The 14,511-nt window shown below is 68.8% G+C and carries 8 protein-coding genes and 1 pseudogene; 8 read left to right on the top strand and 1 reads right to left on the bottom strand.

The features are described 5' to 3' along the window. Nucleotides 1–237 precede the first annotated feature (237 nt). The 4 genes and pseudogenes from ACFWEE_RS09805 to ACFWEE_RS09790 form a co-directional block, all read left to right on the top strand. The gene (locus tag ACFWEE_RS09805; protein ID WP_386887992.1) at nucleotides 238–7,851 is read left to right on the top strand and encodes a polymorphic toxin-type HINT domain-containing protein; all 7,614 of its coding nucleotides are present in this window, start codon (nucleotides 238–240) and stop codon (nucleotides 7,849–7,851) included. A 609-nt stretch (nucleotides 7,852–8,460) separates the two neighbouring features. Further along, nucleotides 8,461–8,610, top strand: coding sequence for a hypothetical protein (locus ACFWEE_RS09800; RefSeq protein ID WP_386887991.1), 150 nt, complete (start codon nucleotides 8,461–8,463; stop codon nucleotides 8,608–8,610). 48 nt (nucleotides 8,611–8,658) lie between these two features. Beyond that, a complete protein-coding gene (locus ACFWEE_RS09795) occupies nucleotides 8,659–8,940 on the top strand; it encodes a hypothetical protein (RefSeq protein ID WP_386887989.1) in 282 nt (93 codons plus the stop codon). 195 nt (nucleotides 8,941–9,135) lie between these two features. Continuing rightward, a pseudogene (locus ACFWEE_RS09790) lies at nucleotides 9,136–9,301 on the top strand (IS5/IS1182 family transposase); the annotation flags it as partial. Nucleotides 9,302–9,661: 360 nt separating this feature from the next. On the opposite strand, the gene ACFWEE_RS09785 reads toward ACFWEE_RS09790, so the two are convergent. Beyond that, nucleotides 9,662–10,039, bottom strand: coding sequence for a winged helix-turn-helix transcriptional regulator (locus ACFWEE_RS09785; RefSeq protein ID WP_386887988.1), 378 nt, complete (start codon nucleotides 10,037–10,039; stop codon nucleotides 9,662–9,664). A gap of 116 nt (nucleotides 10,040–10,155) precedes the next feature. Between ACFWEE_RS09785 and ACFWEE_RS09780 the strand changes: the two genes are divergently transcribed. The 4 genes from ACFWEE_RS09780 to ACFWEE_RS09765 all read left to right on the top strand — a co-directional run bounded on the left by ACFWEE_RS09780 (nucleotide 10,156) and on the right by ACFWEE_RS09765 (nucleotide 14,468). Next, the gene (locus ACFWEE_RS09780) at nucleotides 10,156–10,518 is read left to right on the top strand and encodes a DoxX family protein (protein WP_386887987.1); all 363 of its coding nucleotides are present in this window, start codon (nucleotides 10,156–10,158) and stop codon (nucleotides 10,516–10,518) included. Nucleotides 10,519–10,633: 115 nt separating this feature from the next. Then, nucleotides 10,634–12,499, top strand: coding sequence for a glutamine--fructose-6-phosphate transaminase (isomerizing) (gene glmS / locus ACFWEE_RS09775; protein ID WP_386887985.1), 1,866 nt, complete (start codon nucleotides 10,634–10,636; stop codon nucleotides 12,497–12,499). A 21-nt stretch (nucleotides 12,500–12,520) separates the two neighbouring features. Further along, the gene (locus tag ACFWEE_RS09770; RefSeq protein WP_386887983.1) at nucleotides 12,521–12,889 is read left to right on the top strand and encodes a holo-ACP synthase; all 369 of its coding nucleotides are present in this window, start codon (nucleotides 12,521–12,523) and stop codon (nucleotides 12,887–12,889) included. A 127-nt stretch (nucleotides 12,890–13,016) separates the two neighbouring features. Further along, nucleotides 13,017–14,468, top strand: a complete 1,452-nt coding sequence (locus tag ACFWEE_RS09765; RefSeq protein WP_386887982.1) for an NAD(P)H-hydrate dehydratase — start codon at nucleotides 13,017–13,019, stop codon at nucleotides 14,466–14,468. Nucleotides 14,469–14,511 lie beyond the last annotated feature (43 nt).

Here is a 14,511-nt window from a genome sequence, read left to right as displayed (position 1 = left end):
TCAAATCACCTCATGTGAAGGTCATTTGACGAGTTGTGAATGCATGGGTGAACATTCGGCGAATCAAGTAGCCTCCGGTGGCTTGTGCTGCGCACGAACCCCGTCGAAGGTGCAGGATCGACTTGGGGGGCCGCGGCCGTCGTGTGGGGATCGCTTTCATGGAGTGGCCGGGGGAGACTTCCCGGAACTCAGGCGCAGAGACGCCGGCGCAGGCGTACAAGTGCCGGTGTCATCACGGTGGTTGCCACCGCCCTGACGATCGGCGTGCTGCCGGCCTCGTACGCCGCGCCGCCCCCGAACGACCGTGCCGGTGTCGACCTCGTCGACCTGCCCGCCGCCGAACTCGCCGACGGTGAGGACGGTGGCGGTCTCGCCGAACTGACGACGGCCGACGTGCCGCCGGGGAAGGACTACGAGCCGAAGAAGATCACCGCTCCTGAGGGCACCGGCATCACGACGCCGGCGACCGGGACGGTGGACGCGCTGACGCCGGGTGAGACGCAGCCGATCAGTACGCTGCCGATCGAGATCGGTGCTCCGGCCGAGGCGACCGCCGAGGAGACGACGGCCCTGGAGGGTGACTGGCAGGTCGCTCTCGCCAGCCAGGCCGAGTCCTCGGCCGCCGACGTCGAGGGCCTGGTCTTCACGGTCACCCCGCCGGCCGGCGCGACCGGCGATGCGGTGGTGGCCCTGGATTACACCGAGTTCGCGGAGCTGTACGGCGCGAACTGGGCGGACCGGCTCCAGCTGGTCAAGTTCCCCGAGTGCTTCCTGACGACGCCGGATGCCGAGGGGTGTGCGGAGCCGACCGAGGTGGACACCACCAACGTCGTCGCGCCGCAGGACACCGACGTCGAGGGCGACGGCGTTCTCGACGGTGAGCGCCGCATCGAGGCGACGCTCGACGTCGCCGACCTGGCCGACACCGGCCCGGTGACGACGGCTGCCGTGGCGACCTCGGCCGGGACGGTCTCCCAGGCCCTGTACGTCAAGCCGACCTCCGGTTCGGCCCCGCTGACCCGGAGCGCGGCGCTGAGCGCGGCAGCCAACTCGGGCTCCTCGGTGTTCATGGCGACCTCGGCGGGCGGCGGCGCGAAGGGCGACTTCTCCGCGACTCCGCTGGCCAGCGCGGGTTCCTGGACGGCGGGCAGCAGCTCGGGTGGGTTCTCGTACACGTACAACCTCCAGGCGCCCAGCGTCCCCAACGGTCCGACTCCGAGCTTGTCCTTCGGTTACAGCTCGCAGGGTGTGGACGGCCGTACGTCCGCCACGAACAACCAGGCGTCCTGGATCGGTGACGGCTGGGACTACAACCCCGGCTCCATCACGCGTACGTACAAGACGTGCCGTGACGACACCGACGGCGGTAACAACACCAAGCGCAAGACGAGCGACCTGTGCGAGGGCTCGGAGAACGCGACTCTGACCCTGGGCGGTACGACCACTGAGCTGGTCAAGGACGACGACGAGACCGGCAACGAGTGGGTCACCGCCAACGGTGACGGCTCGCGCGTGCGGCTGCTGAAGGACACGTCACTGGACAACGGTGACTCCTTGGGCGAGTACTGGGAGGTCACCACCCGCGACGGCACGATCTACTACTTCGGCAGGCACAAGCTCCCCGGCTGGAGCGACAACGGCACCGCCGCCGACGACCCGGTCACCAACTCCGTGCTGACCGTCCCCGTTTCGGGCAACCAGCCCGGCGAGGAGTGCTACGACGCCGACTTCGCCAAGTCCTTCTGCACCCGCGGCTGGCGCTGGAACCTCGACTACGTCGTCGACACCTCCGGCAGCGCCATGTCCCTGTGGTGGGAGAAGGAGAAGTCGCTCTACGCCAAGAACATGAAGTTCAAGACCCCGGTCTCCTACGACCGGGGCGGCTACCTCAAGCGCATCGACTACGGTCAGCGCGCCAGCAGCCTCTACAGCGCCGCGCCCGTGGCCCGAGTCGACTTCGCGGTCGACGAGCGCTGTTTTGTCGAAGACGGCATAGCCTGCTCCGAGGCGAACTTCACCTCGGGCGACTTCGCGAAGAACCACATCTGGTACGACACCCCCGCCGACCTCCTCTGCCAGTCCGGCAAGGACTGCTACGTCCCGGTCCCGACCTTCTGGACCCGTAAGCGCCTGGCGCAGGTCACCACCTCCACCCAGCGCACCGAGGGCTCCACCGCCCTCTCCAAGGTCGACTCCTGGACCCTTCAGCAGTCACTGCCGTCCGAGCGCACCGACGAGGGCACCGCCCTCTGGCTGGACTCGATCACCCGTGCCGGCTACGGCACCGACGGTGAATCGAAGCCCCTGAACCCGGTCACCTTCGTCCCCAACACGCAGCCGATGCCGAACCGTGTGCGGCGGGGCGAGAAGGACCCCAACCCGACGTTCGACCGGCTGCGGATCGAACGGATCATCAGCGAGTACGGCGGTGAGACCTTCGTCGACTACCGCGAGCCCACCGGCGCCTGCAAGACCGGCTCCGGCTTCCCGGCCGTCGAGTCCAACACCGGTCTCTGCTACCCGGCTTACTGGCACCCGGACCCGGACAAGGTCGACGAGTCGATCGAGTGGTTCAACAAGTACGTCGTCGACCACGTCGAGGAACTCCCCGACGTCAAGGGCGTCGAGCCCGTCACCACCTCGTACGTCTACGGCGACGACGGTGACACCAAGGGCGCCTGGGCCCTGAACCAGGCCGAGTTCTCGAAGAAGAAGACCCGCACCTACGACCAGTGGCGCGGCTTCAGCCGGGTCCGCACCATCAGCGGCGCCGACTCCTCGGACACGTACGAGGGCAGCGCCAAGTCCATGTCGGACGTGCGCTATTTCCGCGGCATGGACGGGGACCCGCTCCCCGGTGGCTCCAAGCGTTCGGTGACCGTCCTCGACAACGACGGCGTCAAGATCGCCGACGACGTCGAAGCTCTGCAGGGCCGGGTCGCCGAAGAACTCGACTACACGGCGAACAACGGCACCCTGGTCTCCCGCTCGGTCGACTATCCGAAGGTCGTGGAGCTGGCGAGCCGGGCGCGCGACGGCGGCATCCCGGCGCTGAAGGCGTACCGGGTCCTGGACGACCACACCATCACCACCACTCGCTCCTCGGGCACGTACGACGTGAACGAGACCCGGCAGTGGCGGTCTTTGCGGACCAACACCACGTACGACGACATCTACGGCCTGCCGCTCACCGTGGAATCCCTCGGTGACACCGGCAAGACCGGTGACGAGTCGTGTGCGGTGCTCAGCTACGTCCACAACACGTCCAAGAACCTGATCGGTCTGGACAAGGAGACGCTGACGACGGCCGGCACCTGTGCCGCCGCCGCGACCGCTCCGGCCTCCGCCCGCATCGCCGGCTCCCGTATCGCCTACGACGACCTGGCCTTCGGCGCCACGCCCACCTCCGGTTCCGCGACGACCACGTGGTCGCTGAACGGCACGGGTGACGCCTGGCGGCAGACGGCCAAGCTCACCTACGACACCCTCGGCCGTGTCCTGACCACGACCAACGCGAAGAGCGAGACCGAGAAGACCACCTACACGCCGTCCACCGGCCAGGTCTACTCGATCACCGAGGAGAACGCGAAGCACCAGACTTCCACCACCTACGTCGATCCGGCGCGCGGCACCGCGCTGAAGGAGGTCGACGCCAACGGGCGCGCGACCCTCTACCAGTACGACGCGCTGGGCCGCACCACTGCGGGCTGGCGCACCTCGCAGGCCGCCACCGAGAAGCCCTCGGTCACGTTCGAGTACGACATCGAAGAGGGCCAGCCGGCCAGCGTCGTCACCTCGACGCTGAAGGAGAACGGCACCGACTACGAAAAATCCGTCATTCTGTACGACGGTCTGGGACGTGAGCGTCAGCGCCAGGAGCCGGCAGTCGGCGACGGTCGCCTGATCACCGACACCATCTACAGCGCCAACGGCACCATCGCCCGTACCAACAACGGCTACTACGCCGAGGGCGATCCGCAGCCGGTGATGTACGAGGTCGACTCCGACTTCAAGATCCCGAACGCGACCTTCTACACGTACGACGGCCAAGGCCGTGTGTTGTCGGAGACGCCGTACATGGCGGGCGCCACTGTGCCCGCCAAGGCGACCCGCTACGACTACGGCTACGACTGGTCCACCGTCATCCCGCCCGCCGGCGGCGCGGCCCAGCGCACGTGGAGCGATGCTCAGGGGCGGACCGCGCGGATCGACACCTTCACGGACGCGGCACGCAGCGCGTTCCGGTCGACCACGTACACCTATGACGCGCGCGGCGACCAGACCAAGGCCGAGGACTCGTCCAAGAACGTCTGGTCCTGGACCTACGACGCACTGGGTGAGCAGCTCACGGCCACCGACCCGGACACGGGTACGAGCAGCACCACGTACGACGTGCTCGGTCGGCCCGAGACGACCACGGACAGCAGACAGAACACGGTCTGGACGAAGTACGACGAGCTCGGCCGCACGACCGAGCAGCGCAAGAACTCCTCCACCGGCGAGCTGCTGACCTCGGCCACGTACGACACGGTCATCGGCGGCCTCGGCCTGCCGGCCACCACCACCCGCTACACGGACGGGCTGCCCTACACCAGCACGGTCACCGGGTACACCCCGGAGTACGACCCGACCGGCACCAAGTTGACGCTGCCGGCGACGATCGCAGCGCAGTACGGATTGCAGGAGACGTACGCCTACACGTACGAGTACAGCAAGTCCGGCCAGCTGCAGTCGGCTTCGCTTCCGGCGGCGGGCGGTCTCTCCCCGGAGAAGATCGTCACCCGGTACAACGAGGACGGCCTCCCGGTCTCCACGTCGGGCATCGACTGGTACAACGCGGACACCGACTACAGCGTCTACGGCCAGGTCCTGCGCGCGGTCACCGGCGAGAACCCCAACCGGGTGTGGACGACCAACCTGTACGACGAGCGCACCGGTGAGCTGACCAAGGCGTACACCGACCGCGAGTCCATCAGCGACACCTCCACGGTCCTCGGTCACCGGGTCAACGTCCGTTCCTACGGATACGACCAGGCCGGCAACGTCACCAAGATCGAGGACGCGGTCGACTCCAAGACCGACCGTCAGTGCTTCACCTACGACGCGATCGGCCAGCTCACCCAGGCGTGGACGGCCTCCGACACGGCCTGCGCGGTGACCTCCACCGGCACACCGAGTGCGCCGACCATCGGCGCGGACGGCGACGGGTACAGCAAGTCGTACACCTACGACGTGATGGGCAACCGCAAGACCGAGGTCGACCACTACCTCGGCGCCCCCGGCACCACCACCACGGCGCCGGACGCGACGAAGGACGCCTCCACCTCCTACACCTACGGCAAGGCGGACGGCACCCAGCCGCACACCCTGACCGGGATGTCGTCCACCCATCTGACGGACGCGGGTGCCAAGGTCACCGAGGCCTCGACCCGTACGTACGACGAGGCGGGCAACACCGAGACCCGGACCGACGGCGGCGACGAGCAGGGCCTGACCTGGACCTGGGACGGCCGGCTGGAGTCGGTCACCGGCTTCGGCGAGAGCGGCGCCGGCGCCTGGGTGGGCCTGTCCGGGAAGTGCATCGACCTGGCGTCCAGTTCCACGGTCGCGGGCACGGCGCTTCAGATCTACGGGTGCAACGGCACCCGTGCGCAGCAGCTGAGGATCGAGGGCGCCACGCCCACAGACTCGTCCAAGGGCGCTCTGAAGGTCCTCCAGCAGTGCGCGGAGCCCAAGGGCGGCGCCACTGCCGACGGCACGGCCGTCGTGATCGGCACGTGCACGGGGGCCGCGGCCCAGCAGTGGACGGCGGTCGAGTCCGGTCACAAGCTCAAGCACGTCGCGTCCGGCAAGTGCCTGGTCGTCCCCGGGGCCAACACGGCCGCGGGCACCGACCTGACGCTCGGCACCTGTGACACGAACGGGGCCGCGCAATCGTGGGCCCCGGCCGACGAGACGAAGTACGTCTACGGCCCGTCCGGTGAGCGGCTGATGGCGGTCACCGCGAGCACCCGCACCCTCTACCTCGGCGAGGCCACCGTCTCGGTGAACGTGGACGGGACGCCGAACTACTCGGAGCGCTACTACCAGCAGGCCGGCGGCCCTGTGGTGATGCGGTTCAAGAAGGACGGCGGCGCGGATCAACTGTCGATGCAGGTGACCGACCAGAACGGCACCGCCTACATCAACGTCAAGCTCGATGCCGGCAACGCGGTGAAGTTCGACAAGACCGACCCGTTCGGCGTCAGCCGCAAGGAGAACGCCACCTGGCTCTCCCACAAGGGCTACATCGGCGGCGACGACGACAGCTCCACCGGCCTGATCCACCTCGGGGCGCGTGAGTACGACCCCGAGACCGGCCGCTTCATCTCCGCCGACCCTGTCCTCGACCTGAACGACCCCGTCCAGATGAACGGGTACGTCTACTGCGAGAACAACCCGGTCACCTTCGCCGACCCGAGCGGCATGATCATGGAATCAGTCGGCGGCAGCGGTGTCGGCGGTGGCTCGGGAGAGACGGCCGAGGAGGCCTGGGCCAACAAGCAACTGCACACCTCGATGCGCGACATCATCGTCAGCGTCGGCTGGTCGGTGTTCAAGGGGCTTGTCGGTTTGGACGACCTGGAGTCGTGCTTCTCCCGCGGGGATCTCTGGGCCTGCGGATCACTGGTTCTGAGCGGTGTCCCCGCCCTCGGAGTCCTCAAGAGGATGAAGAGTGTTTATCGAGCCATCGACAGGGTCGCCGGCGCGATCAATGCCTGGCGCAAGGCCCAGGCGAAGGCGCGGGAAATCATCGCGGCTGCGAAGAGGGCGCGTGAGCTGGCCCGGAAGGCCGCCGAGCTGAAGAAGGCGCTGGCCAAGCAAGCCGCACAGTTGAAGAAGGTCGCTGAGCAAGGATTCACTCGTGGACTGAAGAAGGGTGCCGAGAAGACTGGGAACATCGTTCAGAAGAGCAAAAAGATAACGGCCAAGAGTGTCGAGAAAGTAAAGAGCGTCTTCAGGAAGGATGGCTGTAAGACGCCGAACAGCTTCGTTGCCGGAACCCAAGTCCTGATGGCTGACGGCTCCACGAAGTCGATCGAGAAGGTCAAGAACGGTGACGAGGTTCTCGCCACCGACCCCGAGACCGGTGAGACGACCTCCGAAGTCGTCACCGCCGAGATCACGGGCGAGGGCCTCAAGCACCTCGTCAAGGTCACCATCGACACCGACGGCGACAAGGGCGACAAGGCGGCCTCCGTCACGGCGACGGACAACCACCCCTTCTGGGTGGAGGCCGTAGGAAAGTGGCTCGACGCCGACGACCTGAAGCCCGGTGAATTGCTGCGCACGAGCGCCGGTACCTATGTCCAGGTCACCGCGATCGACCGCTGGACGGCACAGGACGCCAAGGTCCACAACCTCACCGTCAACGATCTCCACACGTACTATGTGGTGGCAGGCGCCACGTCAGTCCTGGTTCACAACTGCAATACCAGGCCTGATGGACCCGATCCCGACGGAAATATCGTCTACCGTGCGCTGGCTGAGAATGATGACGCTGCAATGGGATTGGCGGCCAGGGATCCCAGCAATGCAGGGGTCAGTCCTCTGTCGCATGTTGCCGGAAAGAAGCTGACGCCATGGATTTCGACAACCAAGAACCCCAGCATTGCATTCGATAAGTACAACCAAGGTCATGGGGTGGTTGCGATCGACCTGAGGCGAATTCCGAATAGCTACGTGGATATCTCCTCTGGCCCGTTCCCGTCGAGCAGGAGGCACAGCGCCTACGCCAGGAAGGACTCAGAAGTTTTGGTCTGGCAGACTATCCCGGCGGAAGCGATCGTCGGACACTGGCCGGGAGGGTGAGGATGGATGACTTGCTGGAACTTCTAGACGAAGCATGGGATGACGAGTCTGGATTTCTTGGGAAGCTTCGGTCTGGGGAGTTTGATCTCGATGCTGGCGAAGCATACGTAGCGCTACTTTCTCGAATTCCTCCGATCGGTGAGAATGTGGAAGCGAGACTCGTGCAACTCATCTGGTTCGCTCCCATGTTCATCGAGTGGCAAATTGAGCGAGCCACCAAGAGCGAGGATGAGCTTAGGCAGCTAACTCGCATTGCGACTCAGGTGCAGGAGGCGGTATCTAGCGTTCTCGGGATTCCGTAATTCGCTTCACTGCTTCGGGCTTGCAAGTAAGTACCAGGCAGTGAAGGGAAATGCTGCGGAAAATGTCAACCAGGGAGCCCTGCCGGACGCAGTCCGGCAGGGCTCCCTGGACGTTTGGCGACAACGCCGACGGCAATGCGAGCGAATGGCAGGGCACTTCCACGCGCACCCGCGGAAGGATTATTTGGAAGATGGTGGATGCGTGTAGGCTGGCGAAAATGGATGTCATTAATGGATCTTCTCCTTGAGGGTGGATGTGGCACTGTTGAGTTTCGATGTGACGGAGACGGTTGGTACGTCAGCGGGCATGTTTGCCCTGTGGCAGCTCTCCCGCTTCGCCAGAGTGGTCGACTTGTATGAGTGGGAAGGAGAGGTCGCGGACGAGGACAGCCTTTCCGGAGCCATCGCGGAGGGTGTCCTGGTGCCCGTCAATATCGGCGGTGACGGCGCGTACTAGTTCACCGTTCGTGGAGTCGCAGCGCTTGACAGTCTCACAGAGCGCGAGATGCAGTACCGTCTCGTTTCGTCGCAGCCCTACCTGCTGGTTTCTGATGGCCTGGTGGCGCTGGGTGGGCTTGAGGCGGTCGGAGAGTACAGCGGTGCTGACCGGCTTCGGATCCCGCTCGATCCGGGAAGATACGCGGTCCAGGTTCACCTGATCGACTGGAAGGCTGAGTCTGGCGCACTCGACGCCAACGGGAAGCCGGGTGACAACGCCCTGGGGGATTTCGTGATCGAGATCTGCCGGGAGTCCCCCGGGGGCGGCCGTGAATACCGGAAGAGTTAGTCACGTTCACCAGGTGAGAATGCCCTCTCGGGGGTCTGCCGTAGGCCTTTAAGGCTGTCCCGCCAGGAGTTTCGGGACAGTCTTGAGTTCCGCCGACGTTGTTGGCGGATTCGAGGGCGCGCGTGACGTCGGCCTTCAGGGCCCGGTTGTGGTCTCGAAGGCCGACGTTTTCGTTCGGGATGGGGCGGGTGTCTTATACAGCCGAGCGAGCCGGGTGAGATCCCGGCGGAGACAGTGCGGGTGGCGCGAGCCGCGCTTCCGAAAGGGAGCCTGGCGATCCCGGCTCGTGGCCAGCTGGGGTGCTGTTCCCGACGTGCAGTTCAAGGTTTTGTTCACGGCGCAGGGAGAACCAGCCTGGTCGCGGTAGTGGACTGCCCACCGCTGAGCGGTGGTGGGCGAGACCCGGAAGCGCTCGGCGGCTCGCCGCGGCGGCGCTGGCCGTCGTCCACGGTGCAGCGAGTCCAGACGTAGATGTCGGGACTCGGGCAGGGGCACGTTTACGGTGGGGCGCGAGGGCCTGCTCGCCGGTCGCGCAGATGCCGCAATCCACACCGAACCCATAAGGCCTTCACTCGTCCAAGATTCCCGAGCCGTGGAATCCGTCACCAACCTCCGTGGACAGAACACCTGGTGGCACGGCGCACCGCGGTGCGCTCACATGACGGTGGCGGCGCCGAGCGGATCGGGACTCGTGCCCCGGACGCCCGTGCCGGGGGCGGGGTCAGGTCCGTCCCGCGTCGAATCTGGCCCGACTGGCCTCGACGGCCGGCCCGTGGTCCACCGCCCACTCCGCCAGCGCCACCGCCGGACCGATCAGGGTCCGCCCCCGGTCCGTGAGCTCGTACTCGACCCGGGGCGGGACCTCCGGGTAGGACGTCCGGTGCACCAGGCCGTCGCGCTCCAGGTTGCGCAGGGTGCGGGTGAGCATGCGCTGGGAGATGCCGGGGACGCGGTGCTGGAGTTCGCCGAAGCGGAGGCGTTCGCCGTCGAGGACGGCCACGACCAGCAGGGACCAGCGGTCGCCGATGCGGTCCAGGAGGCCCCGGACCGTCCGGCCGCCGTCGCCGCGGATGAGGCAGGAGCCGCGGTTCTTCGACATGGGCAACCGTCCTCTTCTCCGCTCACGCACACCGGTGTGCCTTTTGTACGCGCCTCGGCCCGCGCCCATCATGTGGGTCCGCACCGGTCTGCCCACCATCATGACGGAGGACGAGGATGGACATCGCGTACTGGATCGTCGCAGCGCTTCTGGCGGTCTTCTACCTCTACGCCGGAGGCAAGAAGGTCGCGCAGAGCAAGGAACAGCTCGCGCCCATGATGGGCTGGGTGGACACCGTGCCGATGGGGGCGGTCCGGGGGATCGGGGTCGTCGAGATCCTCGGCGCCGCCGGGCTGATCCTGCCGCCGCTCACCGGGATCGCCCCCGTCCTCGCGCTGGTAGCCGCGCTCGGCCTGGTCGTACTCCAACTCCTCGCGGGCGCCCTGCACCTGTCCCGGGGCGAGGTCGAGGAGACCGGGCTCAACGCGGCGCTGATCGTGCTCGCCGCCGTGACCGCCTGGCTCGCCGCCGCGCGCTGAGCCCCGCCCCACGCGCGCCGCCGCACGCTGAGGCCGGTGCGGGACGCCCCGCCCCCCACGCCCACCCGTTCCGTAACCCCCGCCCTGACCGCCTCTCCCGCCTTATCGTGCCGACATGTGTGGAATCGTGGGTTATGTCGGATCACAGTCGGCGCAGGACGTCGTCGTCGCGGGGCTGAAGCGGCTGGAGTACCGGGGGTACGACTCCGCCGGGGTCGCCGTACTGGCGGACGGGGCGGGCGGCACGGCCGGGAGGCTGGCCAGTGCCCGCAAGGCGGGGAAGCTCGTCAACCTGGAGAAGGAGCTGAAGGACCGGCCGCTCCCCGCCGGGCCCACCGGCATCGGGCACACCCGGTGGGCGACGCACGGGGCGCCGACGGACGCCAACGCGCATCCGCACCTGGACAACGCGGGCAAGGTCGCGGTGGTGCACAACGGGATCATCGAGAACTTCGCCACGCTGCGCACCGAGCTGACCCGGCGCGGGCACGACCTCACCTCGGACACCGACACCGAGGTGGTGGCGCACCTGCTGGCCGAGGAGTTCGAGGCGGGCAGCGGGCTGGCCGAGTCGATGCGGCGGGTCTGCCGGCGCCTGGAGGGCGCGTTCACCCTGGTCGCCGTGCACGCGGACGAGCCGGACACCGTCGTCGGCGCGCGGCGCAACTCGCCGCTGGTGGTGGGGGTCGGGGACGGGGAGGCGTTCCTCGCCTCGGACGTCGCCGCGTTCATCGCGCACACCCGGGACGCCGTCGAGCTCGGCCAGGACCAGGTGGTCGAGGTGCGCCGGGACCGGGTGACCGTCACCGGGTTCGACGGTACGCCCGCCGAAGTGCGCGGCTACCACGTCGACTGGGACGCCTCCGCCGCCGAGAAGGGCGGGTACGACTCCTTCATGCTCAAGGAGATCGCCGAGCAGCCCCGGGCCGTCGCCGACACCCTCCTCGGGCGGATCGACGGCGAGGGCGCGTTGACCCTGGACGAGGTGCGGCTGCCGCCGAGCGTGCTGCGGGAGATCGACAAGGTGGTCGTGGTGGCGTGCGGCACCGCGTACCACGCGGGTCTGATCGCGAAGTACGCCATCGAGCACTGGACCCGGCTGCCCTGCGAGACCGAGCTGGCCAGCGAGTTCCGCTACCGCGACCCGATCCTCTCGCCGAACACCCTGGTCGTGGCGATCTCGCAGTCCGGCGAGACGATGGACACCCTCATGGCGCTCCGGCACGCCCGGGAGCAGGGCGCGCACGTGCTCGCCATCTGCAACACCAACGGCTCGACCATCCCGCGCGAGTCCGACGCCGTCCTCTACACGCACGCCGGGCCCGAGGTCGCGGTCGCCTCCACCAAGGCGTTCCTCACCCAGCTCGTCGCCTGCTACCTGGTCGCGCTCTACCTCGGGCAGGTCAGGGGCACGAAGTTCGGCGACGAGATCCGTACGGTCGTCCGCCAGCTCTCCGACATCCCCGACGCCGTCGAACACGTCCTCGCCGCCATGGAGCCCGTCCGCGAACTGGCCCGCTCCCTCGCGCACAAGGACACCGTGCTCTTCCTCGGCCGTCACGTCGGCCACCCGGTGGCGCTGGAAGGGGCGTTGAAGCTCAAGGAACTCGCGTACATGCACGCCGAGGGGTTCGCGGCGGGGGAGTTGAAGCACGGGCCGATCGCGCTGATCGAGCAGGACCTGCCGGTCGTCGTCGTCGCGCCGTCCCCGCGCGGGCGGTCCGTCCTCCACGACAAGATCGTCTCCAACATCCAGGAGATCCGCGCCCGGGGCGCCCGCACCATCGTCGTCGCGGAGGAGGGCGACGAGACCGTCGCCCCGTACGCCGACCACCTCATTACGATTCCACCGACGCCTACGCTGCTTCAGCCCCTGGTCGCCACGGTCCCGTTGCAGGTCTTCGCCTGCGAACTCGCGACGGCCCGGGGCAACGAGGTGGACCAGCCGCGCAACCTGGCGAAGTCCGTGACCGTGGAGTAGCAGAGGAACGAGGGTGGGCCCGTGATCATCGGGGTCGGGATCGATGTGGCCGAGATCGCGCGTTTCGACGCCGCGCTGGAACGTACGCCCCAGATGGCCGAGCGGCTCTTCCTCGACCGGGAGCTGCTGCTGCCCGGCGGCGAGCGGCGCGGCATCGCCTCGCTCGCCGCCCGGTTCGCCGCGAAGGAGGCCGTCGCCAAGGCGCTCGGGGCGCCCGGCGGCCTCCTCTGGACCGACTGCGAGGTCTGGGTCGAGGAGAGCGGGCAGCCCCGCCTCCGCGTCACCGGCACGGTCGCCGCCCGCGCCGAGGCCCTGGGCGTCCGCAGCTGGCACATCTCGCTCAGCCACGACGCGGGGGTGGCGTCCGCCATGGTGGTCGCCGAAGGTTGAGAGGGTGGGCCGGGGCTTGTGCGGGCGGGCGTACGGGTACGTGTGAGCCGACCCGCCGAATGATCGTTTCCCGGACCCGTTCCTCCCGGTACGGGACCGCTCCTCCTGACCCGCGAAGGGCTGACCGATGCGTACCGCTTACAGCGTGGAGACCGTACGGGCCGCCGAGCAGGCCCTGATGGCGCGGCTGCCCGAAGGCGCCCTGATGCAGCGGGCCGCCGCCGGGCTCGCGGTCGCCTGCGGGGACCTCCTCCGGCGCAACGGCCGGGTGTACGGGTCCCGGGTGCTGCTCCTCGTCGGCAGCGGCGCCAACGGCGGCGACGCCCTGTACGCGGGCGCCCGGCTGGCCCGGCGCGGGGCGGGCGTCAGCGTCCTGCTCACCGCGCCCGGCCAGGCCCACGCGGGCGGGCTCGCCGCGCTCCGCGCGGCCGGGGGCCGGGTGCTGGAGCGTCCCGAGGAGGCCGGGATCGTGGACCTCGTGGTGGACGGGATCACCGGCATCGGCGGCCGGGGCGGGCTGCGCCCGGAGGCCGCCGCGCTGGTGAAGGCGGTCACCGAGGGGCACGGGGCGCCGGTCCTCGCCGTGGACCTGCCCAGCGGGGTGGAGGCGGACAGCGGTGAGGTGCGCGGCGCGGCGGTACGCGCCGACGCCACCGTCACCTTCGGCGCGTACAAGCCCGGCCTGCTCGTCGACCCCGGCGCCGAACGGGCGGGCGGGCTGCGGCTCGTCGACATCGGCCTCGGCCCGGAGCTGCCGGAGACCCCGGACCTGGAGGCGCTCCAGTTCGCGGACGTGGCGGCGCTGCTGCCGCTGCCGGGCGCCGAGAGCGACAAGTACGGCCGGGGCGTCGTCGGGGTGGTCGCCGGTTCCGAGCGCTACCCGGGCGCGGCGGTCCTCGCCGTCGCCGGGGCGCTGCGCGGCGGCGCCGGGGCGGTGCGGTACGCCGGTCCGGGCGGGGAGACGGTGATCGCCCGGTTCCCCGAGACCCTGGTGCACGAGGGGCGGCCCTCGCAGGCGGGCCGGGTGCAGTCCTGGGTGGTCGGCCCCGGGCTCGGCGACGGGCGGGCGGCCACCGCCGCCGTCGAGGACGTGCTCGCCACGGACGTGCCGGTGCTGGTGGACGCGGACGGGCTGCGGCTGATGGACGGCGACGCCGTGCGCTCCCGCTCGGCGGCCACCGTCCTCACCCCGCACGCCGGGGAGGCCGCCGCCCTGCTGGGCGTGGAGCGCGCGGAGGTGGAGGCGGGCAGGCTCGCCGCCGTACGCGAGCTGGCCGCCCGCTACCGCGCCACGGTCCTGCTCAAGGGGTCCACCACGCTGATCGCGGAGACCGGCGACACGCCCGTACGGGTGAACCCGACCGGCACCGCGTGGCTCGCCACGGCGGGAAGCGGGGACGTGCTCTCCGGGCTGATCGGCTCGCTGCTCGCGGCCGGCCTCGCCCCCCGCGACGCGGCCTCGGTCGGCGCCCACCTGCACGGCCTCGCCGGGCGCCACGGCGCGGACGGGGCGCCCGTCTCCGCGCAGGACATCGCCGAGGGCATCCCGGCCGCCTGGCGCGACGTACGCAGGGGCTGAGCGTGCGGGGCCCGCCCGCCGGGACCACCCTGGAACGGGAGGC

This window comes from Streptomyces sp. NPDC060184, assembly GCF_042728795.1.
Taxonomy (GTDB): domain Bacteria; phylum Actinomycetota; class Actinomycetes; order Streptomycetales; family Streptomycetaceae; genus Streptomyces.
The sequence above is the reverse complement of the archived record's forward strand: the minus strand, read 5'-3'. Positions and strand labels throughout refer to the sequence as shown.